21 protein-coding genes are annotated in these 23,232 nt (G+C 68.1%); 14 read left to right on the plus strand and 7 right to left on the minus strand.

The window, feature by feature from the left end; all coding sequences use genetic code 11:
• Nucleotides 1–66: 66 nt before the first annotated feature.
• The 4 genes from AC3EDY_RS03440 to AC3EDY_RS03455 all read left to right on the plus strand — a co-directional run bounded on the left by AC3EDY_RS03440 (nt 67) and on the right by AC3EDY_RS03455 (nt 3,746).
• Nucleotides 67–1,467 carry a TolC family outer membrane protein gene (locus AC3EDY_RS03440; RefSeq protein WP_488571064.1) on the plus strand — a complete coding sequence of 467 codons (1,401 nt, stop codon included), beginning with the start codon at nt 67–69 and terminating at the stop codon, nt 1,465–1,467.
• A 103-nt stretch (nt 1,468–1,570) separates the two neighbouring features.
• Nucleotides 1,571–2,104 carry a DUF2497 domain-containing protein gene (locus AC3EDY_RS03445; RefSeq protein WP_488571065.1) on the plus strand — a complete coding sequence of 178 codons (534 nt, stop codon included), beginning with the start codon at nt 1,571–1,573 and terminating at the stop codon, nt 2,102–2,104.
• Entirely contained in the window at nt 2,104–2,481 is a 378-nt protein-coding gene (locus AC3EDY_RS03450) for a (2Fe-2S) ferredoxin domain-containing protein (RefSeq protein ID WP_488571066.1), read from the plus strand. Before AC3EDY_RS03445 ends, AC3EDY_RS03450 begins: the two co-directional genes overlap by 1 nt.
• Nucleotides 2,482–2,606: 125 nt before the next feature.
• A complete protein-coding gene (locus AC3EDY_RS03455) occupies nt 2,607–3,746 on the plus strand; it encodes a M24 family metallopeptidase (RefSeq protein WP_488571067.1) in 1,140 nt (379 codons plus the stop codon).
• Between the two features lie 19 nt (nt 3,747–3,765).
• Here AC3EDY_RS03455 and AC3EDY_RS03460 read toward each other — a convergent pair whose 3' ends face one another.
• The gene (locus AC3EDY_RS03460; RefSeq protein WP_488571068.1) at nt 3,766–4,065 is read right to left on the minus strand and encodes a hypothetical protein; all 300 of its coding nucleotides are present in this window, start codon (nt 4,063–4,065) and stop codon (nt 3,766–3,768) included.
• A gap of 175 nt (nt 4,066–4,240) precedes the next feature.
• On the opposite strand from AC3EDY_RS03460, the gene AC3EDY_RS03465 reads away from it, so the two are divergent.
• The gene (locus tag AC3EDY_RS03465; protein WP_488571069.1) at nt 4,241–4,672 is read left to right on the plus strand and encodes a CBS domain-containing protein; all 432 of its coding nucleotides are present in this window, start codon (nt 4,241–4,243) and stop codon (nt 4,670–4,672) included.
• A 126-nt stretch (nt 4,673–4,798) separates the two neighbouring features.
• On the opposite strand, the gene AC3EDY_RS03470 is transcribed toward AC3EDY_RS03465, so the two are convergent.
• Both AC3EDY_RS03470 and AC3EDY_RS03475 read right to left on the minus strand, forming a co-directional pair.
• Nucleotides 4,799–5,509 carry a DUF1013 domain-containing protein gene (locus AC3EDY_RS03470; RefSeq protein ID WP_488571070.1) on the minus strand — a complete coding sequence of 237 codons (711 nt, stop codon included), beginning with the start codon at nt 5,507–5,509 and terminating at the stop codon, nt 4,799–4,801.
• A 173-nt stretch (nt 5,510–5,682) separates the two neighbouring features.
• Nucleotides 5,683–6,684 carry an NAD(P)H-quinone oxidoreductase gene (locus AC3EDY_RS03475; protein WP_488571071.1) on the minus strand — a complete coding sequence of 334 codons (1,002 nt, stop codon included), beginning with the start codon at nt 6,682–6,684 and terminating at the stop codon, nt 5,683–5,685.
• A 101-nt stretch (nt 6,685–6,785) separates the two neighbouring features.
• Here AC3EDY_RS03475 and AC3EDY_RS03480 point away from each other — a divergent pair, with 101 nt between their 5' ends.
• Both AC3EDY_RS03480 and clpA read left to right on the plus strand, forming a co-directional pair.
• Complete coding sequence (locus AC3EDY_RS03480) at nt 6,786–7,052, plus strand: DUF1192 family protein (protein WP_488571072.1); 267 nt, start codon at nt 6,786–6,788, stop codon at nt 7,050–7,052.
• A gap of 237 nt (nt 7,053–7,289) precedes the next feature.
• Nucleotides 7,290–9,647, plus strand: a complete 2,358-nt coding sequence (gene clpA / locus AC3EDY_RS03485; RefSeq protein WP_488571073.1) for an ATP-dependent Clp protease ATP-binding subunit ClpA — start codon at nt 7,290–7,292, stop codon at nt 9,645–9,647.
• 81 nt (nt 9,648–9,728) lie between these two features.
• On the opposite strand, the gene AC3EDY_RS03490 is transcribed toward clpA, so the two are convergent.
• Nucleotides 9,729–10,685 carry a 2-hydroxyacid dehydrogenase gene (locus tag AC3EDY_RS03490; protein ID WP_488571074.1) on the minus strand — a complete coding sequence of 319 codons (957 nt, stop codon included), beginning with the start codon at nt 10,683–10,685 and terminating at the stop codon, nt 9,729–9,731.
• A 138-nt stretch (nt 10,686–10,823) separates the two neighbouring features.
• Here AC3EDY_RS03490 and AC3EDY_RS03495 point away from each other — a divergent pair, with 138 nt between their 5' ends.
• On the plus strand, nt 10,824–11,288 hold the full coding sequence (locus tag AC3EDY_RS03495; protein WP_488571075.1) for a GNAT family N-acetyltransferase: 465 nt from the start codon (nt 10,824–10,826) through the stop codon (nt 11,286–11,288).
• A gap of 60 nt (nt 11,289–11,348) precedes the next feature.
• Here the strand turns inward: AC3EDY_RS03495 and AC3EDY_RS03500 are convergent, their stop codons facing one another.
• Nucleotides 11,349–12,767: a sensor histidine kinase gene (locus AC3EDY_RS03500; RefSeq protein ID WP_488571076.1), complete on the minus strand. Its 1,419-nt coding sequence runs from the start codon at nt 12,765–12,767 to the stop codon at nt 11,349–11,351.
• Nucleotides 12,768–12,923: 156 nt separating this feature from the next.
• Here AC3EDY_RS03500 and AC3EDY_RS03505 point away from each other — a divergent pair, with 156 nt between their 5' ends.
• From AC3EDY_RS03505 to AC3EDY_RS03525, 5 genes are all read left to right on the plus strand, one after another.
• Entirely contained in the window at nt 12,924–14,525 is a 1,602-nt protein-coding gene (locus AC3EDY_RS03505; protein WP_488571077.1) for a peptidoglycan DD-metalloendopeptidase family protein, read from the plus strand.
• A gap of 133 nt (nt 14,526–14,658) precedes the next feature.
• A complete protein-coding gene (locus AC3EDY_RS03510) occupies nt 14,659–15,846 on the plus strand; it encodes a DUF459 domain-containing protein (protein ID WP_488571078.1) in 1,188 nt (395 codons plus the stop codon).
• The gene (locus AC3EDY_RS03515; protein WP_488571079.1) at nt 15,843–17,174 is read left to right on the plus strand and encodes a GDSL-type esterase/lipase family protein; all 1,332 of its coding nucleotides are present in this window, start codon (nt 15,843–15,845) and stop codon (nt 17,172–17,174) included. Before AC3EDY_RS03510 ends, AC3EDY_RS03515 begins: the two co-directional genes overlap by 4 nt.
• Nucleotides 17,175–17,185: 11 nt before the next feature.
• Nucleotides 17,186–18,562 (plus strand): MBOAT family O-acyltransferase, encoded by a 1,377-nt coding sequence (locus AC3EDY_RS03520; RefSeq protein ID WP_488571080.1) that lies wholly within the window; start codon nt 17,186–17,188, stop codon nt 18,560–18,562.
• Nucleotides 18,563–18,568: 6 nt separating this feature from the next.
• Nucleotides 18,569–18,874: a hypothetical protein gene (locus AC3EDY_RS03525; protein WP_488571081.1), complete on the plus strand. Its 306-nt coding sequence runs from the start codon at nt 18,569–18,571 to the stop codon at nt 18,872–18,874.
• Nucleotides 18,875–18,889: 15 nt separating this feature from the next.
• On the opposite strand, the gene AC3EDY_RS03530 is transcribed toward AC3EDY_RS03525, so the two are convergent.
• Nucleotides 18,890–19,471, minus strand: a complete 582-nt coding sequence (locus AC3EDY_RS03530; RefSeq protein WP_488571082.1) for a gamma carbonic anhydrase family protein — start codon at nt 19,469–19,471, stop codon at nt 18,890–18,892.
• Between the two features lie 4 nt (nt 19,472–19,475).
• The gene (hemB, locus tag AC3EDY_RS03535) at nt 19,476–20,471 is read right to left on the minus strand and encodes a porphobilinogen synthase (protein ID WP_488571083.1); all 996 of its coding nucleotides are present in this window, start codon (nt 20,469–20,471) and stop codon (nt 19,476–19,478) included.
• Nucleotides 20,472–20,716: 245 nt separating this feature from the next.
• On the opposite strand from hemB, the gene AC3EDY_RS03540 reads away from it, so the two are divergent.
• The gene (locus AC3EDY_RS03540; protein WP_488571084.1) at nt 20,717–23,227 is read left to right on the plus strand and encodes a glycoside hydrolase family 3 protein; all 2,511 of its coding nucleotides are present in this window, start codon (nt 20,717–20,719) and stop codon (nt 23,225–23,227) included.
• The last annotated feature ends 5 nt before the right edge of the window (nt 23,228–23,232 follow it).

A 23,232-nucleotide genomic window follows, 5' to 3' on the forward strand; every position in this document is an offset into this window, starting at 1 on the left:
CTCATGCCGCAGCAGAGCCGGTGGCGCGCCGCCGCGGCAGGAACATGTCTGGCGGCCGCGGCCACAATGCACGGCGCCCCGGCCCTAGCCGACGATCTGCGCAGCGCGCTGATTGCGGCCTATGAAACCAATCCCGATCTTCAGGCCGCGCGCGACAATCTGCGCGCCACCGACGAGAACGTGCCGATCGCACGGGCCTCGGCCCTGCCTTCGCTATCGGGCAGCGCCAGCTACAACGAATATGTCGACAAGGGCGGATCGTACTTCTTCAACACGTATCCCGAACGCCTGGTGACGGCGACAGCCACAGCCAATGTGCCGCTGTACAATGGCGGATCGGTGAAAAACGGCCTGCGCGCCGCCAAGACCCGCGTCGAAGCCGGGCGCGCCTCGTTGCGCGGCACGGAAACCAGCGTGTTTTCCAGCACGGTCACCGCCTATATGGACGTGATCCGCGATGCGGCGATCGTGGGCCTGCAGAAAAACAACGTGCAGGTGCTGGAAATCAACCTGCAGGCCACCAGCGACCGTTTCGAGATCGGCAACGTGACCCGCACCGACGTGGCGCAGTCGCGCTCGCGCCTGGCGCTGGCGCGGGCCAACCTGCGTTCGGCCGAAGCCAACCTGGTGGCCAGCCGGGAAACCTACATCCAGGTCGTCGGCCAGGTGCCGGGCACGCTGGAAGCGCCGCCGGCGCTGGCCGGAATGCCAGCCACGGTGGAGGATGCCGTCGACTATGCCCTGGAAAACAACCCCGATCTGATCGCCGCGCGCGACAACAGCAAGGCCACCGGTTTCGATGTGAAAGTGGCCGGTGCCGGCCGCCTGCCGACGATCACGGGCAATGCGACGAGCAGCAGCACCAACTACCTCAACAGCTATCTGCCGGTGGTGCCCAATTCGTTCCGCAATTTCACCACCGGCGTCACGGCGTCCATCCCGCTGTTCCAGGGCGGCGCGCCGGCCGCGCGGGTGCGCCAGGCGCAGGCCCGGCAAAGCGCGGCGATGGAGCAGGAAATCGGCGCCGAACGTTCGGTTATCGCGACAGTGCGCTCGGCCTGGTCCAACTGGATCGCGGCCAGGGAAGTGATCGGGCTGAACCAGACGGCCGTGGATGCCGCCGCACTCAGCCTGGAAGGGGTGCGCGCGGAAAATACCGTCGGCAACCGAACGATTCTCAATATCCTCGATGCCGAGCAGGAACTGCTCAACGCCCAGGTCAATCTGGTGACGGCCCGGCGCAACGCCTATGTGGCGGGCTTCGCGCTGCTGGCCGCGATGGGCAAGGGCCAGGCCCGGGACCTGGGGTTGGACGGCGGCGCGCTTTACGATCCGCAGACCAATTACGAGCGCGTGCGCCATCGCATCTGGGATTGGGACAGCGATCCCCCGCCGGTGGCCCGGGCGACATCGACGGTTGACACCCCGGCTCAGGATGCGACAATCCCCGATCAGCCGCGGCCCTGAGATGGGAATCCCGAAACGGGCGGCCTGAACAGGTGGGGATCGGGCCGGACCGCAGGACGACGGATGGGGCGGAACGGCGGATTGCAGAAGGTGGGGAACAGGAATGCGCCAGGCCGGTGAACCTTCGGTCGAGGAAATTCTCGAATCGATCAAAAAGGTGATTGCCCGCGATGCACGCGGGGACGCCCCGCGCCCGCAGCCGCCACGCGCCCCGGCGCCGGCTGCCCCAATGTCGGCTGCGCCGGCTGCCGCGCCGCAGCCCGCCATAGGCCTCTCCCGCACGGCCGGCCCGGCCGATGTGCTCGACCTGACCGACGTGGCCGCGCAGATCATGGGCGAATATCGCGCGCCCGGAGTCTCGGGCGCGGCGACCGATGCCGGCGACGGCGAAGCGGATGAAGCCCTGGTGCCCGAAGAAGCCGCCGCATCGATGCGGGGCTCGCTGGCGGCGCTGGCCATGCTGGCCCAGCCGGGCGCCGCGCCGCAGATCGTACGGTCGGGCGAAACCTCGCTGGAAGGCATGGTACGCGACATGCTGCGCCCCATGCTGGCGCAATGGCTGGAAACCAATCTGCCCGCGATGGTGGAAAAGATGGTGGCGGCCGAAATCGCCCGGATAGCCGGCAAGCGCGGCTGATGGGCGGCAAGGCCAAAGACAGGCACATCCTCGAGGCGGAAGGCACGCTGGCCAAGCTGGGCGGCTTTGCCACGCAGCGCCACATCTTCATCTGCGCCGATTCAGACAAGGACAAGTGCTGCCCGGCCCGGGAAAGCGACGCGGCCTGGTCTTTCCTGAAAAAGCGGCTCGGCGAACTGAAGCTGGGCGGCGCCCAGGGCGTGCTGCGCAGCAAAGTGGGCTGCCTGCGCGTTTGCGCGGCCGGGCCGGTGGCGGTCGTCTATCCCGATGGCGTCTGGTATCATTCCTGCACCCCGCCGGTGCTCGAACGGATCATCCAGGAACATGTGATCGGTGGCGTGCCGGTGGCGGAATACCGGCTCAATCCGCCTGCTTGAATATGGTGGCCTGAATATGGCGGCCTGAATATGGCGGCCTGAGCACGCTGGCCTGAGCACGCTGGCCTGAAGAGGCTGACATGAAGCCCTGCCGGCCTCACGGGCGCGGCCCGTGCAATTGCGCCATGGCCGCTGCCGATCCGATCGGCTATCGTCCCGTCATGTCCGACGGTCCTCTTCTCGATCGCACCCGTGCCGCCACGATCATGGCCGCGCACGGTCTCGATGCGCTGGTCGCGGTGCGGCCGCATCACCTTGTCCAGGCAACCGGCCATAGCAGCAAGATGGACGCGGCACAGCGCGAGACCACCAACCTCGCGGTGATACCCGCCGATACGGCGCTGCCGGTCACGCTGGTGCTGCCGGTGATCGAACTGCCCGGCCTCGATGCGCTCGAACCCGGCGTGGTGCCCCTGCCCTATGCCGCGCCGGGCGGCGGCCCGGGCAACATCGAAGCTGCCCTTGCCGCGGCGCTCGGGCCGATGCGCCGGGTGGGGCATGACGATGCGGTGGTGGCGCAATGGCTGGCACAGGCCCGCGCGGGCGCCACGTCCGTTGCCGCCGCCGATCTGTTCCGCCTGATCCGGCTGGTCAAGACGCCGGCAGAGATCGCGCGCCTGCGGGCAGCCGCCATGCTCAACGAGCAGGCCGCACGCGCCGCGCTGGCCACGATCCGCGCCGGCGATCCACCGGCGGCGCTCACGCTTGCCTATCAGCGCGCGATGCTGGATGGCGGGGGAGAGGGCTGCTATATCGTCACGGCGCTGGGCCGGATGCCCCAGGGCCGTTTCATGGCCGGCGAGCCCTTCATGGTCGACGCGCTGGGCTTTCGCCAGCACTATGCCGGCGACTGGGGGCGCAGCGCCGTGTTCGGCGCGATGCCGCCCGATGCCGAACGCCGCCACGCCCTGCTGCGCGAGGCCGCACGGGCGGTGGCGGCGGCAATCGCGCCCGGGCGCCGCTATGGCGAACTGCGCGCGCTGGCCAATGCCGTCTGGGCCAATGCCGGGTTGCCGCCCCAGATCGTGGAGCCGCACAGCGTCGGCCTTGCGCACAGCGACGATCCGCGCGCCACGGGCGCCCCGCCGTTCCTCAAGGCCGAGCCCGACCGGATGCTCGAACCCGGAATGGTCATCAACGTCGACATGCCTTGCGACCTGGCCGACAATGCCGGCAGCCTGCATCACGAGGATACCTATCTTGTCACCGCAGCCGGCGCCGAACGGCTGACATCGGCCGACGACACGCTGATCCGGCTGGGCTAGGCCGTTCGAAAACGCCGGCCTATGCGTCCCAATGCGAACTGTCGAGGCGGTCTTCGATGCTTTCGTCGTGGCCGGTGCCGCTCGACAGGAACACCAGCCCCATCAGCGATGCCATCAGCATCATCGTCAGCCCCACGCCCAGCGAGGTGGCGATATAGAGGTGGATCGAAACCAGTCCCACGGTGGTATAGAGCCAGCCGTCCACCGCCAGCACCGCCAGCAGCGCGGCCAGGCCCATGCGGCGCAGCAGCCAGCGGTAGCGCGCCCAGGCATGCGCCGCATTATGCGGATCGTCCAGCGGAGAGCGGTTGGCCATCATGTTCTCCCCCCTTCCGTCTTCCAAAGCCGACAGCGCGGCGATCGTTCCGGTCCGGCCGGAATTTTGCCGGAAAGGTATTCCTGCCTACAGGAAGGGCCTTGCCGCGCAACCGGAACGTGTCATGATCGCATGCGGCGGCGGGACAAGCTGCCCCAACGGGAAGAGGAATGAACTGATGACCATTGCGCGGTTGATTGCCGGGCGCTCCGGCGAAGTCTGGTCCGTCCATGCGCAGGACACGGTGGCCGACGCGATCGAGGTGCTGACCCGTCACAAGATCGGGGCTCTACCCGTCCATGACGGCACCAGCGCCGTGGCCGGGATCTTTTCCGAACGCGACGTGATTCGCGCGGTCGCCGCCCATGGCGAGGATGCCCTGCGCCTGGCGGTGGGCGCGGTGATGACGGCGCCGGTCGTCACGGTCAGCCCGGAAACCGAAGTGATGGACGCCCTGGCCCTGATGAGCCGCCGCCGCTTCCGCCACTTGCCCGTGCTGGACAACGGCCGCATGGTCGGCTTCGTTTCGATCGGAGACCTGGTGAAATACCGGCTCGACCGGATCGAGGCGGAAGCCGACGCGATGCGTGTCTATATCCAGTCTGCCTGAGTCCGATCTGCCTGAGTCCAAGCTGGCTAAGTCCGATCTGCCCGGGTCCGATCTGCCCGGGTCCGAACTGCCTGACCGCGATCTGGCTGGCCGGCCCCTCCCGGTTGCGGAAGGGGGGCCATGCGATCAGCTGTCCGATAGGCCTTCGGCGCGGCGCGCTTCCAGCCAGGCCATGGCTTCGGCCTGTTGCGCGGCTTCCGACGCGGCCTTGGACTGGGCTTCGCGCTCGGCGCGCAGTTCTTCGATCAGGGCGTCGCGATCCGAACCGAGGCGATCGACGCTGGCCGCTTCCTCTTCGACCGCCACGCCGGCGCGCTTGGACGCCTTGCTTACCAGCAGGTCCAGCTCGCGCTGCGAACACAGGCCCAGCGTCACCGGGTCCTTGGGATTGATGTTGGCGATGTTCCAATGGCTGCGATCGCGGATCGCGGCAATCGTCGTGCGGGTCGTGCCGATCAGCTTGCCGATCTGCGCGTCGGAAATTTCCGGGTGGTGGCGCAGGATCCAGGCGATGCCGTCGGGCTTGTCCTGGCGCTTGGACACCGGGGTATAGCGCGGACCCTTGGTGCGGCTGACGGCCAGCGGCGCACGCTGCATCTTGAGGCGGTATTCCGGGTTGGCCTGGCCGCGATCGATCTCGCTCTGGCTCAGTTCACCCGAATGCAGCGGGTTGCGTCCGGTATACTTGGCGCCGGCCAGATCGTCGGCCATGGCCTGCACTTCGAGGATATGCAGCCCGCAGAACTCGGCAATCTGGTCGAACGTCAGGCCCGTATTGTCGACAAGCCACGAAGCGGTGGCATGCGGCATCAGCGGATACGTGGGCTGGTTGCTCACGGCATGGTCCTCTTTTTTCATCCTGCGCGGTTCGCCGTTCAGGCAGCTGTCCAGCGGCGCGGAAACAATAAGGGCCGCCCCTTCACGGAGCGGCCACTGGCAGCCAGCGATGTAAGCGAGCAGGGCCGGATCGGCAAGTGCAATCCGCGCGGGCACGGTTCTTTGCGCCCGCCTCAATGCATTTTCAGCACGATCTTGCCGATGTGGCGCCCGGCTTCCATGCGGGCATGGGCCGCGGCGGCCTGTTCCAGGGGAAAAACCTGATCCATGATCGGGCGCAGCAGCCCTTCGCCGACGAGCGGCCAGACCGTCTCCCGGATTTCCTGGGCGAGCAGCGCCTTGAACGTGGCCGAACGCGGCCGCAGCGTCGATCCGGTCAGCGTCAGGCGCCGGCGCATCACCTGGGCCATGTCGATCTGCGCCTTGGCGCCGCCCTGCACGGCAATGGTCACATGGCGGCCATCGTCGGCCAGGCACCGCAGATTGCGGGCGACGTAATCGCCCGAAACCATGTCGAGCACCAGGTCCACGCCCCGCCCCGCGGTGATCGACCCGACCGCCTCGACGAAATCGACGGCCCGGTAATCGATCGCGTGATCGGCGCCGATGGCCAGCGCGGCCCTGCACTTGTCGGCCCCGCCGCAAGTGACGATCACGGCCAGGCCGAACAGCTTGCCCAGCATGATCGCCATGCTGCCGATGCCGCTGGTGCCGCCATGGACCAGAATGGTCTCTCCGTCGCGCGCCCAGCCGCGCTGGAACACGTTGTGCCACACGGTGAACAGCGTTTCGGGCAGAGCCGCCGCCTGGTCGAGCGGCAGCGTTTCGGGCACCGGCAGGCAATGTGCCGCATCGGCCAGGCAATACCGGGCATAGCCGCCCCCCGAAACCAGCGCGCAGACGGCCTGCCCGGGCAGGGGCATCGTCACCCCTTCGCCCAGCGCCACCACCCGGCCGGCGATTTCCAGGCCCGGTATGGGGGATGCGCCGGGCGGCGGCGGATAGAAACCCTGGCGCTGGATCACGTCGGGACGATTGACCCCGGCATAGGCCACCTCGATCAGCACTTCGCCCGCCGCGGGGCGGGGCACGGGCAGCGTTTCGGGGCGGAGCACCTCCGGCCCTCCGGGTGCGGCGAATCCCGCCGCCGTCATCGTTCCGGGAAGTTCCGGCATCGGCTGCCCCCATCTTTTCGACGTCATTTTTGCACCACAGCCCGACCTAGCCATGGGATAGGTTGACAGCAAGCGTTTGCCGTCCAACATTGTGCGTTGCGATGGGCGAAGATGATCTTCCACGCCGCAAGGGCGATCTGGCGAGCAATCTGGCCGCCGAATCGCTCGAATCGTTTTCGGTGGACGAATTGACCGCCCGCATCGCCTTGCTCGAGGCAGAGATCGCGCGCACGGTGCGTCACCGCGACGGGGCCGGCCGTACCCGCGCCGCGGCAGAGGCGCTGTTCGCCACGGCGCGGCCACCGGCCCCTCCTCTTGCCGGCCCCCCTCTTGCCGGCCCCCCTCTTGTCGGTGATGCCGGACGATGAGCGGCGCCGCCCTTCTCCTGGCCGGGCGGCGTTCCCATATAGGGTTTTCCCAATCGCGGGGTCTGGTCGGATCGATCTCTTTCCGGCCAACCCCGTTCCCGATCGCAATATCCGTGGTGGCCGCCCTGCCAGGTTCGGTCGCGGTTAACCAAAGCCGTGTTTTTCTCCCGCAAGGGAATCATCCCATGGCGGAATGCATCCGCCTCGGCCAAACGTGAGCCCCCAGAAAGCGAGCCTATGCCCAGTTTCGCCCAGAGCCTCGAAAAGACGTTGCACAGCGCCCTGGCCAATGCCTCGGAGCGCAGCCATGAATATGCGACGCTCGAACATCTCCTGCTGGCGTTGATCGACGATGCCGATGCGGCCCAGGTGATGCAGGCCTGCGGCGTGGACCTCGGCGATCTGGGCGACGTGGTGCGTCAGTACCTCGATCAGGAATACCAGTCGCTCAAGACCGTGGAAAAGGCCGATCCCCAGCCCACCGCCGGGTTCCAGCGCGTGATCCAGCGCGCGATCCTGCATGTCCAGTCCTCGGGCAAGGATACGGTGACCGGCGCCAACGTGCTGGTGGCGCTGTTTTCCGAACGCGATTCCTATGCCGTCTATTTCCTGCAGCAGCAGGACATGAGCCGCCTCGACGCCGTCAGCTATATCAGCCACGGCATCGGCAAGGGCGGGCGCCAGGCCGGGACCGGCACGGCCAAGCCGAGCGAGGAGGAAACCCCCAAGCAGGAGGAAAAGGCCGAAGCCAAGAGCGGCAACAAGAAGGATTCGGCGCTCGACCAGTTCTGCGTCAATCTCAACGACAAGGCGCTGCTGGGCAAAGTCGATCCGCTGATCGGGCGCGGGCCGGAGGTGGACCGTACGATCCAGATCCTGTGCCGCCGGTCCAAGAACAACCCGCTTTACGTGGGCGACCCGGGCGTGGGCAAGACCGCCATTGCCGAAGGCCTGGCGCGCAAGATCGTGGAAGGCGAGGTGCCCGAAGTCCTTGCCAAAGCCGTGATCTATTCGCTCGACATGGGCAGCCTGCTGGCCGGAACCCGCTATCGCGGCGATTTCGAAGAGCGCCTCAAGCAGGTCGTGTCCGAGCTGGAAAAGATGCCGCACGCGATCCTGTTCATCGACGAGATCCACACGGTTATCGGCGCGGGCGCGACCAGCGGCGGCGCGATGGACGCATCCAACCTGTTGAAGCCCGCGCTTTCGGGCGGGACGATCCGCTGCATCGGTTCGACCACGTACAAGGAGTTCCGCAACCATTTCGAAAAGGACCGCGCCCTGCTGCGCCGGTTCCAGAAAATCGACGTGAACGAACCCAGCGTGGAAGACACGATCAAGATTCTCAAAGGCCTGCGCACCGCGTTCGAGGAGCATCACAAGGTCAAGTACACGCCCGAGGCGATCAAGACCGCGGTCGAGCTATCCGCGCGGTACATCAACGACCGCAAGCTGCCCGACAAGGCGATCGACGTGATCGACGAGGTGGGCGCGATGCAGATGCTGGTGCCGCCGTCCAAGCGCAAGAAGACCATCACCGCGCGCGAGATCGAGGCGGTGATCGCCACCATGGCGCGCATCCCGCCCAAATCGGTCAGCAGCGACGACAAGAAACTGCTGGAGCATCTGGAGCGCGATCTCAAGCGCCTGGTCTTTGGCCAGGACAAAGCGATCGAAGTGCTGTCGAGCGCCATGAAACTGAGCCGCGCGGGCCTGCGCGACCCCGACAAGCCGATCGGCTCGTTCCTGTTTTCCGGCCCCACGGGTGTGGGCAAGACCGAGGTGGCGCGCAGCCTTGCCCAGATCATGGGCATTCCGCTGCAGCGTTTCGACATGTCGGAGTACATGGAGCGCCATTCGGTCAGCCGCCTGATCGGCGCGCCGCCGGGCTATGTCGGGTTCGACCAGGGCGGGCTTCTAACCGATGCGATCGACCAGCAGCCCCATTGCGTCCTGCTGCTCGACGAGATCGAGAAGGCCCATCCCGACCTGTTCAACATCCTGCTGCAGGTGATGGACAACGGGCGCCTGACCGACCATCACGGCAAGACGGTCGATTTCCGTAACGTGGTGCTGATCATGACCACCAATGCGGGCGCGTCCGACATGGCCAAACATGGTATCGGCTTTGGCGACGTCTCGAGGCAGGACGCGGGTGACGAGGCGGTGAAGAACCTGTTCACCCCCGAATTCCGCAACCGCCTGGATGCGATCGTGCCTTTCGACTATCTGCCGCCCGAAGTCGTCAGCCGCGTGGTGGACAAGTTCGTGCTGCAGCTAGAACTGCAACTGGCCGAGCAGAACGTGCACATCCAGTTCGACAGCGACGCGCGCGCCTGGCTGGCCACGCGCGGCTATGACCGCCTCTATGGCGCCAGGCCGATGGCCCGCCTGATCCAGGAACGGGTGAAGAAACCGCTGGCCGAGGAACTGCTGTTCGGCAAGCTGGCCAACGGCGGGGAAGTGCATGTCAGCCTGAAGGACAACGGGCTGGCCTTCCAACTGGCCCCGGCCGCGCCCAAGCTGGTGCGGAAGAAGGCCGGCAAGCGCAAGGCCAGCGACGCTGCCAGCGGGTCCAGCGTCGACGAAGCCTGAGGCACGAGCGATCCCGCAACAGGGGCGGAATGCAAGGTTGCGTTCCGCCCCTTTTCGCGTCCGCCGCTTTTGCAAATTCCATCAATAGCCGGCGTGGCGATCGACCAGGCCGATGGGCACCTCTCCCCCCTGCCATCGCGCGATGTTGGCGGCAATCGCCAACGCCGCCGTGTGCGGATCGGTCACCGCGGCGACATGGGGCGTGATCGTGACGTCATCGCGCCGCCACAGCGGATCGGCCGCAAGCAGCGGCTCGACAGCAAAGACATCGAGCACGGCGTGGCCGAGCTGCCCCGCGTCGAGCGCCGCCAGCAGATCGGGAATCACCACGTGCCCGCCGCGCCCGGCGTTGATCAGCCCCGCCCCGCGCGGCATGCGGGCAAAAGCGGCGGCGTTCAGCAGCCCCCGGGTTTCCGGCGTGAGGGGCAACAGGTTGACGAGAATATCCGCGCACGCGAGCACCCGCGCCAGGCCCCCGTTGCCATCGACCATGGTGACGCCGGCAAGCGGCCGACGCGGGCGGCGGCTCCAGCCGATGACGTCAAATCCGGTGCGGGCCAGAAGCGCGGCGGCGGCCCGGCCCATTTCACCCATGCCGAGAATGCCCACGCGCCGCTGCGCGATGCGCGGCTGGGGCAAGGGCCGCCACTGCGCGCGGGCCTGCTGCGCGCGATAGGCGGGCATCTGGCGGTGGAGCGCCAGCACATGGCCCAGCATCGCTTCGGCCATGTCTGCCGCCAGCTGCGGATCGACCAGCCGCGCCAGGGGCACGGACGGCAAGGCCGGATCGGCCAGCAGGCCATCCACCCCGGCCCAGGCGCTTTGCACGAATTGCAGCCCCGGCAGCCGCGCCAGGCAGCCGGGCGGCGGATTGGCCACGACCGCGACTGTCACCGCTGCCCGGGCATCGTCGGCGGGCGCGGTCAGCGGCGTCCCCGTCCAGGCGAGTACGGTTTCGCCGGGCAGGCTGTCGCTTAGCGCACGCACCCAGACGGCAAGCGCGGGAGGATCGAGATCGGCAAGAAACAGGATCGCCACGGCAATTGCTTTCGCGTCGGAAACAGGGGGTGTTCATGGCAGCCGGCGCGGCATTCCGCCAGTCTGCCGGACAGGCAGGCCGCCTTTGCGGCTCGGCATCCTTGTCGCTGCCACTTTCGTGCGCAATAAAGCTGGCTCATGACCGTCATCCGCCTCGCCGCTTTCCCGGCCGATACCGCCGCCGTATTGCGCATCTGGCGCGAATACATCGCCTGCGCACCGGTCAATCTGGATTTCCAGGACAACGAAGCGGAATTCGCGCGCTTTCCCGGAAAGTATGGCGCACCGACGGGATGCGTACTGCTGGCGGAGCGCGACGGCGCAATCGACGGCTGTATCGCCTATCGCGGCGTTGACGCAGGCCTGTGCGAAATGAAGCGGCTTTATGTCCGCCCCGCGGCGCGCGGCAGACATCTCGGCCGAGACCTCGTAAGCCGGCTGATCGAAGAAGCGCGCGCGGCAGGATACCGCGAGATAAGACTGGACGTGCTGGCGGCGTTCGCGTCCGCACGCAGGCTCTACGAGGCCTTTGGCTTCATTCCCGCGGAGCCGGTATCCTGCAACCCCACCCCGGGCACGGCCTTTCTCGGCCTTCGCCTCTAGCCGCCTCCGCCCGCCAGCGCGCGGCCGACTTTCGGTCCGATCGGCCACTGGCGTTCATTGTCAGAAGGACAGCCGGCACACCAGCCCTTCGCGTTCGTAGCGTGCCCCGCCACCCTGGTGCGCCTTCGCCAGCGATGCGATCATCATCGAGCCGAAGCCCTTGCGGGTCGGCGCGGTCGGCGGCGGGCCGCCGCGTTCGCGCCATTCGAGAAACTTGCGTTCCCCTTCATACTGCCACGTCAATTCAACCATGCCCTCCGGCACCGACAGGGCGCCGTACTTGATCGCATTGGTGGCCAGTTCATGAAGCACGAGCGCAACCGTGGTCAGCTGGCTTCCTTCGACCTGCATGGCCGGCCCGGCATAGCGAATGCGGCGTTCGGCATGGCCGTCGAAAGGTTGCAGGACCGTCTGCACCACGTCACGCAGTTCGGCACTGCGCCAATCGCCGGTGATCAAAAGCTGCTGGGTCGCCACCAGCGCGCCCATCCTGTCTTCGAACGCCGCCCAGACATCGGGCTCGCAGCCTTTCTGCAAGGTCATGCGCGCAATGGCCTGAACGACGGTCATCAGATTGCGCATCCGGTGCGCCATCTCGCCGATCAGGATATCGCGAAGCGTTTCGGCCTCGTGCCGCTTGGTGATGTCGAGCGCGGCGCCCAGGATATGGGTGGGCAAGCCGGCCGCATCGCGGGCGTGGACAACGTCCCTGCTCGACAGCCATAGCCAGCCCCCGTCTTCCTTGCGCAGCCGGTATTCGATCTCGAAGGGCGGCGCGATCCGTCCCTCGCGGATCGCCTGGTGGTGTGCCGCAACCCGGTCGAGATCGTCGGGATGTATGACCACATCGAGAAGGTCGTCGCGCAGCGCGGCGTAGTAAGGCGCCGACATCCCGGTCATCGGCGCGATCTGCGGCCCGATGAACGTGTTCCGCTTCTCGACCAGATCATAAATATAGAGCAGCGTGGGCGCCGTGCGGATGAGGTTCTCGGAAAAAGCGCGCGCCTGTTCAAGTTCCTGCGAAGCCGCGACTTCACGAGAAACATCGCGAACCGTGCCGACAATGCGCACCGGCACGCCGTCGCGAAACAGAGTCTGGCCGGTTGCCTCGACATGGCGGATGGCGCCGTCGCGCGCACGGACCCGGTAGCGCACCAGCAGCTTGCCGTCACCCGCGGGATCATTCGCCGCCGCTATGGCCTGTTCGGTAGGCGCCAGGTCATCGGGATGGATGCCCCCGGCAAAAATCGCGTACGTGATCACCTCTTCGGCACCCACGCCCCACAGCGCGCGGGTGCGGGCATCCCAGTCGATCCTGTCATTGACGATATCGTAATCGTGAATGCCGATACCGCCCGCTGCCTGCGCAAGCTCGAGCCGGGCCAGCAGCGTTTCCCGCTCCTGCGAGGTCATATGATCGTTGCGGGATTCTGGAGAGGAACGGGCGGCAATCCTGGACAGCGCGGCATCTTCGCTCATCGGACCCCCGGCATCCCACAGCTCAAAACCCCGTCGTTCTACATAAGTTCGCCCGGAACCGCAATGCCGCGCGCGGTCGGGTTCCAAGGCTTTACGGGGTGTTAACCTTCATGCGGCAGGGAAGCGCAGGGGTCATGGCAAGGGAATCACGCAAGCGTGCACGGCCCACGCGACACATTCGGCACTCCGGGCAGTGCGAGCGGGGGCGGCGGGTTTGCGCGAAGCGCGCCGGTCGGCGGTTTTGGCACGCGCCGCGCGCCGGTCATCGCGCGCCCCGGTGCCGGGCATCTTGCGACAGACTGGCGCCATTCCGGCCATCCGCTCGCGCAGCGCTGGCTGGCTGCCTGCCTGCGGATCGAGCGGGCTGCCGCACGCTGGCTGCACGTGCCCGATCTGGCGCAGGACATCGGCAGCCGGCGCTGGCTGCACGGCGCGGCCACCTGCGCCACGCTTGCCGCCGCGGCTCTGGCGTTCTGGCCCAGTTTCGCACCGCTTCAGGCTGCCCCGCTCCAGACTCTGGACGATGGCATGGCCCAGGAATTCGCGGCCCAGGGCATCCGGCCGCTGGCCCAGGGCGCCGGCCAGGGACGCCATTTCGCCGCAACGCCGCGGGTCGCCTATCTTGCCGCCGCGCCCGAACGACCGAGCATCGCGATGACCGCAACGCTGGGCGAGAACGACAGCCTGGCGCGCATGCTGCAACGCGCAGGCCTGGGCGGCGGCGATGCGGCGCAGGTTGCCGCGCTGATCGGCCGTGTCGTGCCGCCGGCACGACTGGCGCCGGGCACGCGCTTTCAGATGACGCTGGGGACCCGCACGCATCCGCTCGATCCGCGCCCGCTGGACAGGCTCAGCGTGCGCGCGCGGTTCGATCTGGCCATCGATATCGCGCGCGAAGGCGGTCGCCTGTCGCTGCGCCAGCGGCCGATCCCGGTCGCAATCGCGCCGCTGCGGCTGACGGGCCTGGTCGGCAGCAGCCTTTATCGCGCGGCCCGCGCGGCCGGGGCCAGCCCCCAGGTGGTGCAGGACTATCTGCGCACGATCGATACCGTGCTGCCGTTCGAAGACATTGCCCCCACCGACGAGTTTGATCTGGTGGTGGCTTACAAGCGCGCGGCCGACGGTGAAGGACAGATGGGCGGGCTGCTCTATGCCGGGGTGCGGCGCGGCGGCCAGCCGCGCGCCCAATTGCTGCGCTGGGGGGATGCCGACGCATTCATGAGCCCTGAGGCGATGACCGGCACCGTACAGGGCGATGCCGCGGGCCTGCTGGCCGCACCGGTCGACGGGCACATCACATCGGGGTTCGGGTGGCGCCGCCATCCGATCCTGGGCTATGTGCGCCTGCACGGCGGCATCGATTTCGGCGCCGCCTGGGGTGCGCCGATCCACGCAGTGAGCGATGGCACGGTCACGTTCGCCGGCTGGCACGGTGGGCACGGCGAATACGTGCGGCTCGATCACGGCGGCGGCATCGGCACCGGCTATGGCCATATGAGCCGCATTGCCGTGGCACCGGGCACGCGCGTGGCGCGGGGGCAGGTGATCGGCTATGTCGGCTCAACCGGGCTTTCGACCGGGCCGCACCTGCATTACGAGCTCTATCGCGGCGGCCAGGTGGTCGATCCATCGTCGATCGCCGCGATCGCGCGCCCGCGCCCGATCGATCCGGCGCAACTGGCGGCCTATCGCGCGCGGTTGCGGGCGTTCATGGCGCTGCGGCCGGCCTCGCCGGCCGTGCTGCGCGCCGCGCGCTGAACCCGCCAACGCACTGAACCCATCCGGGCGCTGCCCGGCGCGAAGGCCCCATCCGGGCGCTGCCCGGCGCGAAGGCGTTGACGCTTCCTGCCGCCCTCCATAGGGAGCGGCGCAGGAAAGGCAGGGCGGCTTCTTGGGCAAGCGCAGATGGATCATGGTGCTGGATCGCGGGGCGGTTCTGTTCATCGGCATGGCCGTTGGCGCGCTGCTCGACATGGCGTTCCGCACCGGCGGGAAACCGTGGCAGGCCCTGCCCGGCTTGAACGCGGCGACCCCCGCAGCCGAATCCGCCGCCGTTGCCGGACCTTTCCCCCAAGCGTGGCAGACCGCGCTGGCCCCGGGCTGCAGCGCCGCTTTTCCCCGCGCGCCACGGGTCATGGCCGCGCTGGCCGCGCGGCGGCCGCTGCAGATCGGCGTGTTCGGCGACTCGTTCGGTGACGGCTTGTGGGCCGCCACGCAGCAGGCCTTCCGCGCTTATCCTGACGTCAAGGTTCATCAGTTCAGCCATGAGGGCACGGGCTTCACGCGCTATCGCACGCACGATCTGCTGCGCGATGCCCAGGCTCGCGTCGCGGCCCAGCCGATCGATGTGGCCTTGATCAGCATCGGCGCAAACGACACGCAGGGCCTGTTCGTCGATGGCCAGGCCGCCCCCTACATGGGCGCGGTCTGGCAGAAAACGGTCGAAAGGCGCATCGAAGCCCTGGTCGGCATGCTGCAACAACGCGGGGTGGCCGTGGGGTGGGTGGGCCTGCCACGGATGCGCGATCCCGATTACGATCGCGACATCCAGGCGATCAACCGCTTCTTCGCCAAAGTCACCTGCCGGCTGGGCGTGCCTTTCGCCGATGCCGTGCCGGTGAGCCAGGACCGCCAGCGCCGCTTTGCCCTGCGCCTGACCGATCCGGCCACCGGCATCGCCTATCTCGCGCGGGCCAACGATGGCAAGCACATGACCTTTCATGGATATGAAGTGATCAGCCGGCCGGTGTTGGCGCCGATCCTGGCCTTGCTGGCCCCGTCCCGCGCCGAGGCCCCGTCCCGCGGCGAAGCTCCGTCCGATGGCCCCGCATCCCAGCCGGAACAGACGCGCAGGGCCAACCAGGATGCGCAGCCGCGAGCCACCCCGCCGGTGCGGCGCAAGCCGCCCGCTGCCGACGCTGCCCGGCCCGCCGCACCCGCGCCGCGCCCGGTCGCGCCGATCATTCTGCCCATGCCGTCATCCGGCCCGTCTCCATCCCCGTCTCCGGTGCCGGCGCAGCCCGACAACAAGCCGCAGGACGTCCCCGGCGCCATTCCTTCTGGGGGGAGCCGCAAATGAACCGCCGTGCCCGGTATGCCCTGGCGGCCATGGTGGCCATGGTGGGACTGCTGCCCACGGCAACACCGGCGCAGACCGCCGGGCCGATCGATCCCGCACCACCGCAGCCGGCTGCCCCGGCATCGCCGCTTCCGGTGGCTGTCCGTGTCGTTCCGGGCCAATTGAGCAATGCCGCCGCGCTCGCGCCTTTCCTGGCGCGGCTGGTGCCGGGCCGGGCTGCGGCGGGGGGCGTCGTATCCATCGTGCAGATCGGCGACAGCCACACCGCCGGCGATATGATAAGCCAGGGCCTGCGCGCCGCGCTGCAGGCGCGGCTGGGCAATGCCGGCCGGGGCATGATGCCGGCGGGCAAGCCCTATCCGGGCTATCTGTCATGGGGCATGACCGCGCGGCAAAGCGCGGATTGGCAGGGCAATGCCCTGTTCGGGCCGCAACGCCGGGCCGACGGCGCACGGCTGGGCGTTTCCGGCTTTACCCAGACCACCACGATGCCGGCCGCCACGATGAGCCTGAGCGCCGACAGCGCCGCCACGCGCTTTACCCGCTTTACGCTCTGCGGCCTCACCGGACCCGATGCCGGCGCGGTGACGGTGACGTTCGATGGCGTTCCGGCCGAACCGGTCAGCTTTGCCGCCGCTCTGCCCGGCGCGGCCTGCTTTGCCCGCACCTCCCCCGTGCCGGTCACCCAGGCCGTGGTGGGGACGCTCGATACCCGCACCGTCAGCCTCACCGCCTGGGAAACCCGCACCGGAATGGCCGGCGCGATCGTGGCCAATCTGGGCGTGGTGGGCGCGCGCGTCATGCATCTGGCACGGGCCGACGATGCCGCCGCCGGGGCGGAACTGGGCGCCGCGCGGCCCGATCTGGTGATTCTGGCGTTTGGCACCAACGAAGGGTTCGATCCCGCGCTGGGCCTTGCCGATACCGAAAGCGTGCTGCGCGCGGCTGTGGCGCGCGTGCGTCGCCTGGCTGGGCCGGCTGTGCCGATCCTGCTGCTGGGGCCGCCTGACGCCGCCAGCAGCCGCCCCGCCGTGGCCCTGCCCGCGCTGCCCGAAACCATGCCCTGTGCCGATGGCTGGCAGATGCCCGGGCACCTGGCGCAGATGCGCGCGCTGGCAAAGCGGCTGGCCGTCACGCTGGGCCTGGGTTTCTGGGATTGGCAGGGCGCCATGGGCGGCCCCTGTGCCACGGCGGGCTGGGTGGCCCAGGGCCTGCAACGCGGCGACCATGTGCACTTCACGCGCGAGGGCGGGCGCCTGATCGGCGCCGGCCTGGCGGCAGATCTGGCAGCGGCGGCGGCGGCCCTGCCGCCGGCCGCCATGCACTGAGCTTCGCGCCGATGCTGTTTCCCACGCTGCCGTTCCATCTGTTTTTCCTGGCGGTCTTTGCGCTCAACCGGCTGATGGCCCGCGCCCGCGATTGGCGCGTCATCATGCTGCTGCTGGCATCCTGGCTGTTCTATGGCCTGTGGGACCCGCGCTTCGTGGCGCTGCTGATCGGCAGTTCGGGGTGGAACTGGCTGCTGGCCCAGGTGATCGCCACCGGCAAAGGCCCGCGAAAGCTGTGGCTGTGGGTGGCGATCGCCGGCAACCTCGCCGTTCTGGGCTGGTTCAAATATGCCGGGTTCCTGGCCGATCTTGCGGGCGTGAGCCTTGCCCAGGCGATCGTCCTGCCGGTGGGCATCTCGTTCTTCACCTTCCAGGGCCTGAGCTATGTGATCGATGTCTACAACGGCAAGACACGGCCGGCGCGCCTGCTGCACCTGACCCTGTTGATGAGCTTTTTCCCCCACTTGGTGGCCGGACCGATCGTGCGGCCCAGCCATCTGCTGCCGCAGTTGCGCCATCCCCCGCGCCTGGGCCGGCCCGAAGCTGCCGCCTGCCTGATCCTGATCCTGTGGGGCACGGTCAAGAAAGCAGTGATTGCCAACGATCTCTCGGTCCATCTGGTCGACCCGGTCTTTGCCGATCCGGCCGGCCATTCCGCCGTGGAACTGGTGCTGGCCACTTATGGCTATGCGGTGCAGATCTACTGCGATTTTTCGGCTTATACGGACATGGCGATCGGCCTTGCCGGCCTGATCGGCTTCCGCTTTCCGCGCAATTTCGATCAACCCTATTGCGCTGCCAGCCTTCAGGATTTCTGGCGCCGCTGGCATATCAGCCTGTCGACCTGGCTGCGCGACTATCTCTACATCGGGGCGTTCGGCGGATCGCGCCAGGCGCTGTGGCGCACCTGCCTGGCGCTGTTCGCCACCATGGCGCTGGGCGGGCTATGGCACGGGGCCAGCTGGAATTTCGTGATCTGGGGCGCGCTGCACGGGGCGGTTCTGGTGGCAGAGCGCCTGTGGCAGCATCTGCGGCCGGCCGGGTGGCGCGCGCTGCCGCCCTGGGCGGGAACGGTGATCACGTTCCACATCGTCGCACTCGGCTGGATCTTTTTCCGGTGCAGCGAATTTTCGGGTGCGCTTGCTTTCCTGCACGGCATGGTTACCGGCCGGGGCGGCGGTGCGCCGTTGGCAGGCGCGTGGGTCCTGGCGCTGATCGGCCTGGGCATGGCCTGCCATTTCGGCCCGCGCGATGCGATCCCGCATCTGGCCCGCAGGCTGGCCGTGCTGCCGGGCTGGGCCGTGGGCCTGATCGGCGCCTTCGTGCTGCTGGTGGTGGAAGGCCTGCGCGGCGGGGGGATTGCGCCCTTCATCTATTTCCAGTTCTAAAGGATCATGAACGACGGCCTGCCCTGGGGCGATTCGCCCATCGACCTTGCCGAAGAAACCAGCGCCGCCCCGAACCCCGCGCAGCAAAGCGGCTGGGGCTGGGCCTGGGGCGTGCTGGGCAGCAGCAGCCTGGCGCTGGTGCTGTTCAATTCCCACGCCATTGCCAACTGGGCCGACCAGTTGCCCCCCAGCGATGTGACGGCGCCGATCGTCGCGGCCGCCGATGCCTGGCACGAAACGGCTGGCCGCTGGGGCCTAGATACCGTGGTGGACAAGGTGGAACGCTGGGCGGACGAAGCACGCGGGGATTGACCGCGCTCGTCTGGTTCAGCTGCCCGCCGGCTTGCCGAAAGCGTCGGCCACGGCCGCCGCGTGGGCAGCGCCGTTTTCGACATAATGCGCCACGCCGCGCTGCATGTCGGCCAGCATCCCGTCCGCCAGTTCGCGCATGAACACCGCCGGCCGGCCGCTCCACAACTGCCGCGCGGGAATGCGCTTGCCGGGGGTGAGCATGGCACCGGCGGCCAGCATGGCGTCGCTTTCGATCACCGTGCCGTCCATCACGATCGCGCCCAGGCCCACGAACGCGCGATCGTGCAGCGTGCAGCCGTGCACCATCGCCATATGGCCGATCAACACGTCGTCACCGATCAGCGTGGGAAAGCCGTCCGGCCGGCCGGGCTTGGGGCTGTCGCAGTGGATCACGCTGCCGTCCTGCACATTGCTGCGCGCGCCGATCACCACGCGGTTCATATCGGCCCGGATGACGCAGTTGTACCAGATCGACGCACCCGCGCCGATCGTGACGTCACCCACGATGCGGCAGCCCGGGGCGATGAAGGCGGTGGGGTCGATCCGGGGCGCCTTGCCACGGAACGGCAGGATGGTGACATCAGGGCGAACGGCCATCGGTTCAGCCCTGCAAAAGGCGCGCGGCATGCGCCGCATGATACGTGAGCACGCCCGAACAGCCCGCCCGCTTGAACGCCAGCAGCGTTTCCAGCACCAGCGCGTCGCGCTCCCCCGCGCCGGCGGCCACGGCCGCTTCGATCATCGCATATTCGCCGCTTACCTGATAGGCGAAGACGGGCACGCCAAAAGCTTCCTTCACGCGCAACGCCACGTCGAGATAGGGCAGGCCGGGCTTGACGATCACGCTGTCGGCGCCTTCGGCCAGATCGAGCGCCACTTCGCGCAGGGCTTCCTCGGCGTTGCCGGGGTCCATCTGATAGGTTTTCTTGTCGCCTTTCAGCAGCCCGCGCGATCCCACCGCATCGCGGAACGGGCCATAGAAGGCAGAGGCATATTTGGCCGCATAAGCCATGATCTGGATGTTGGCGTGGCCTGCGCCTTCCAGCGCATCGCGGATCGCGCCGATGCGGCCGTCCATCATGTCGGACGGGGCGATGATATCCGCGCCGGCCTCCGCCTGGTTCAGGCTCTGCCCCACCAGCACTTCCACCGTGGCATCGTTTTCCACATAGCCGGCCGCGTTGACCAGCCCGTCCTGGCCATGGCTGGTATAGGGATCGAGCGCCACGTCGGTCAGAATGCCGATGGCATCGCCGCAGGCATCGCGGATGGCGCGGATCGCCCTGCACATCAGGTTGTCGGGATTGAGCGCCTCGCGCCCGTCTTCGCTGCGCCGCGCGGGCGGCGTGTTGGGAAAGAGCGCCAGGCAGGGAATGCCCAGATCCACCGCCTCTTTCGCGCGCGCCGCCACGCCATCGACCGACCAGCGCGAAACGCCGGGCAGCGCTGCGATCGGCTCTTCCACCCCGTGTCCTTCGGTCACGAACAGGGGCCAGATCAGGTCGGCCGGCGTGACCAGCACTTCACGATGCAAAGCGCGGCTCCACGCGGTGGTCCGGGTGCGGCGCAGGCGGGCTTGGGGAAAGCGGGCGGTCATGCCGCCTTAGCTAGGCGCAAGAAAGCGGCCGGGCAACGGGGCAGTTTGTCCGATCGCCGACCGTGCCGGGGCAGCCCCCGCGCTGCCACAGGGAAAATCCCTAGTCTCGATAGCCCAAACGCAGATCGCGGCGATCGTTTCGGCCTACAAAGCGCTTCCGGCCTGACAGCACCCATGCGGGCACCGCTTGTAAGCTGTCCAGCCAGGCCGTAAATCGAGACTTTGCAACAGGATCGGAACGGAAGATGCGCCGCAGGACTATCGCTTTTGCCGCCTGCCTGCTGACCGGCGCATCGTGCACCGCCCCCGCTATGGCGGCAACGCCGGAACCCGCGCCGGGCGCCGGGCAACAGGCCCCCGTTCCCGCGGCAGAAGCTCGTTCGGCGCAAGCGCATCCGGCATTATGGCCGACGGTCAGAAGCGGCCAGCCGAAAGACCCTACCACCGAACGCGCGATCACCGGGATGATCGCCAGGATGAGCCTTGCCGAAAAGGTCGGCCAGATGATCCAGGCCGACCTTTCCACGGTGCGGCCCGAAGATCTGCGCCGCTATCCGCTGGGCAGCATCCTGGCGGGCGGCAGCACGCCCCCGCTCGGCGGGTCGGACCGTTCGCCCATCGGGCCATGGGTGGCGACGGCGCGGGCGTTCCGCGCGGTTGCCCTGGAACGCCGCCCAGGCCACGAGCCGATCCCGCTGATTTTCGGCATCGATGCGGTGCATGGCAACAGCAACGTGGTGGGCGCCACGCTTTTTCCGCACAATATCGCGCTGGGGGCGGCGCACGATCCCGATCTGGTGCGCCGCATCGGCGCGGCCACGGCCCGGGAAACCGCCGCGGCCGATATCGACTGGGCATTTGCCCCCACCCTGGCGGTGCCGCAGAACGATCGCTGGGGGCGCACGTACGAAGGGTATTCCGAAGACCCGGCCATTGTGCGCGCCTATGCCGGGGCCATGATCGAAGGGCTTCAAGGCGCCCCGAGCGGCGACAACCGTGTCCAGACCGGGCATGTTGCCGCGACGGCCAAGCATTTCCTGGGTGATGGCGGCACCACCGACGGGATCGACCAGGGCAACGCCGAGGTGCCCGAAAGCGAACTGATCGCCATTCACAACGCCGGCTATCCCGCCGCGATCCATGCCGGCGTGATGACGGTCATGGCCTCGTTCAGCAGCTGGAACGGGCAGAAGATGCACGGCAACCGCAGCCTGCTGACCGACGTGCTGAAAGAGCGCATGGGTTTCGACGGCTTTGTCGTGGGCGACTGGAACGGCCATGCCCAGGTGCCCGGCTGCTCCAACGTCGATTGCCCGATCAGTTTCAACGCCGGGCTCGACATGGCGATGGCGCCCGACGGGTGGAAGACGCTGTTCGACAATACGGTGCGCGAAGTGGGCGAAGGGGTGATCCCGATGGCCCGCGTGGACGACGCGGTGCGGCGCATCCTGCGCGTGAAGTTCCGCCTTGGCCTGTTCGATGCGCCGCGCCCCCTTGCCGGGCAGGACAGCGAGATCGGCACGCCCGCACACCGCGCCCTGGCGCGCGAGGCAGTGCGCAAGTCGCTGGTGCTGCTCAAGAACGACGGCGTCCTGCCGCTGCGCGCCAGTGCCCGGGTCCTGGTGGCCGGCCCCGCCGCCGACGACATCGGCCTGCAATCGGGTGGCTGGACGCTGAGCTGGCAGGGCGAAGGCAACAGCAATGCCGATTTTCCCGGCGCCCAGTCGATCTGGGCCGGCATCGCCCAGGCCGTGGGCGCCGGCGGCGGCACCGCAACGCTCAGCCCCGATGGCCGCTTTGCGCAAAAGCCCGACGTTGCCATCGTCGTCTTTGCCGAACCGCCCTATGCCGAAGGGGTGGGCGACGTGAAGACACTGGAATTCGAGGCGGGCGACAAACGGGCGCTGGCCCTGCTCAAGCGGCTGCGCGCCGCCAGAGTGCCGACGGTGTCCGTGCTGCTGTCGGGCCGGCCGCTGTGGGTCAATCCCGAACTCAACCAGTCCGATGCCTTTGTCGCCGCCTGGCTTCCGGGCAGCGAAGGCGGGGGCATTGCCGATGTCCTGATCGGCACGGCCGCGGGCCAGCCGCGCCACGATTTCAACGGCCGGCTTTCGTTCTCATGGCCCAAAACGGCCGGGCAATTCACGCTGAACCAGGGCCGGCCGGGCTATGATCCGCTGTTCCCCCTGGGCTATGGCCTGCGCTATGCCCATGGCGGCAAAGTGGGCACGCTGGACGAAACGCCCGGGCTCGATGCCGCGGCGGCCAACACCATGCTGTTTCTCAGCCGCGCGAGCGCGCCGGCCCCGTTCCGGCTGACCCTGAGCCCCGGCCTCGATGCACGCAAGGTGGATAGCGCGACGGTTCAGGAAGGCGCGCTGCGCCTGGCCTGGGGGGCCGGGCAGGAGGGCGCCCTCATGGTGACCGGCGCCCCGCTCAACTGGATGCGCGAGGCCAATGCGCAGATGGTCCTGCAACTGACCTACCGCGTCGATCGGGCGCCGCAAGGCCCGGTGCGGCTGGAATTGGGCGGCAACGGCGAGACGGCGGGCGCGACGCTCAACACCGTGCTGGCGCCGGCCGACGGCCGCTGGCACGTGTTGCGCGTGCCGCTTGCCTGCCTGGTTTCGCGCGGGCTCGAAATCGACAAGGTCGATCAGGTGCTGGGCCTTCGCGCCAGCGGCCCCTTTGCCATCAGCCTGGCCGAAGCGCGGCTTGCCGGTGATCCGGCCGGGGCGATCTGCCCGCCTGAATAAGCCGC

It is taken from the genome of Novosphingobium sp. DS6-6, from assembly GCF_057784975.1.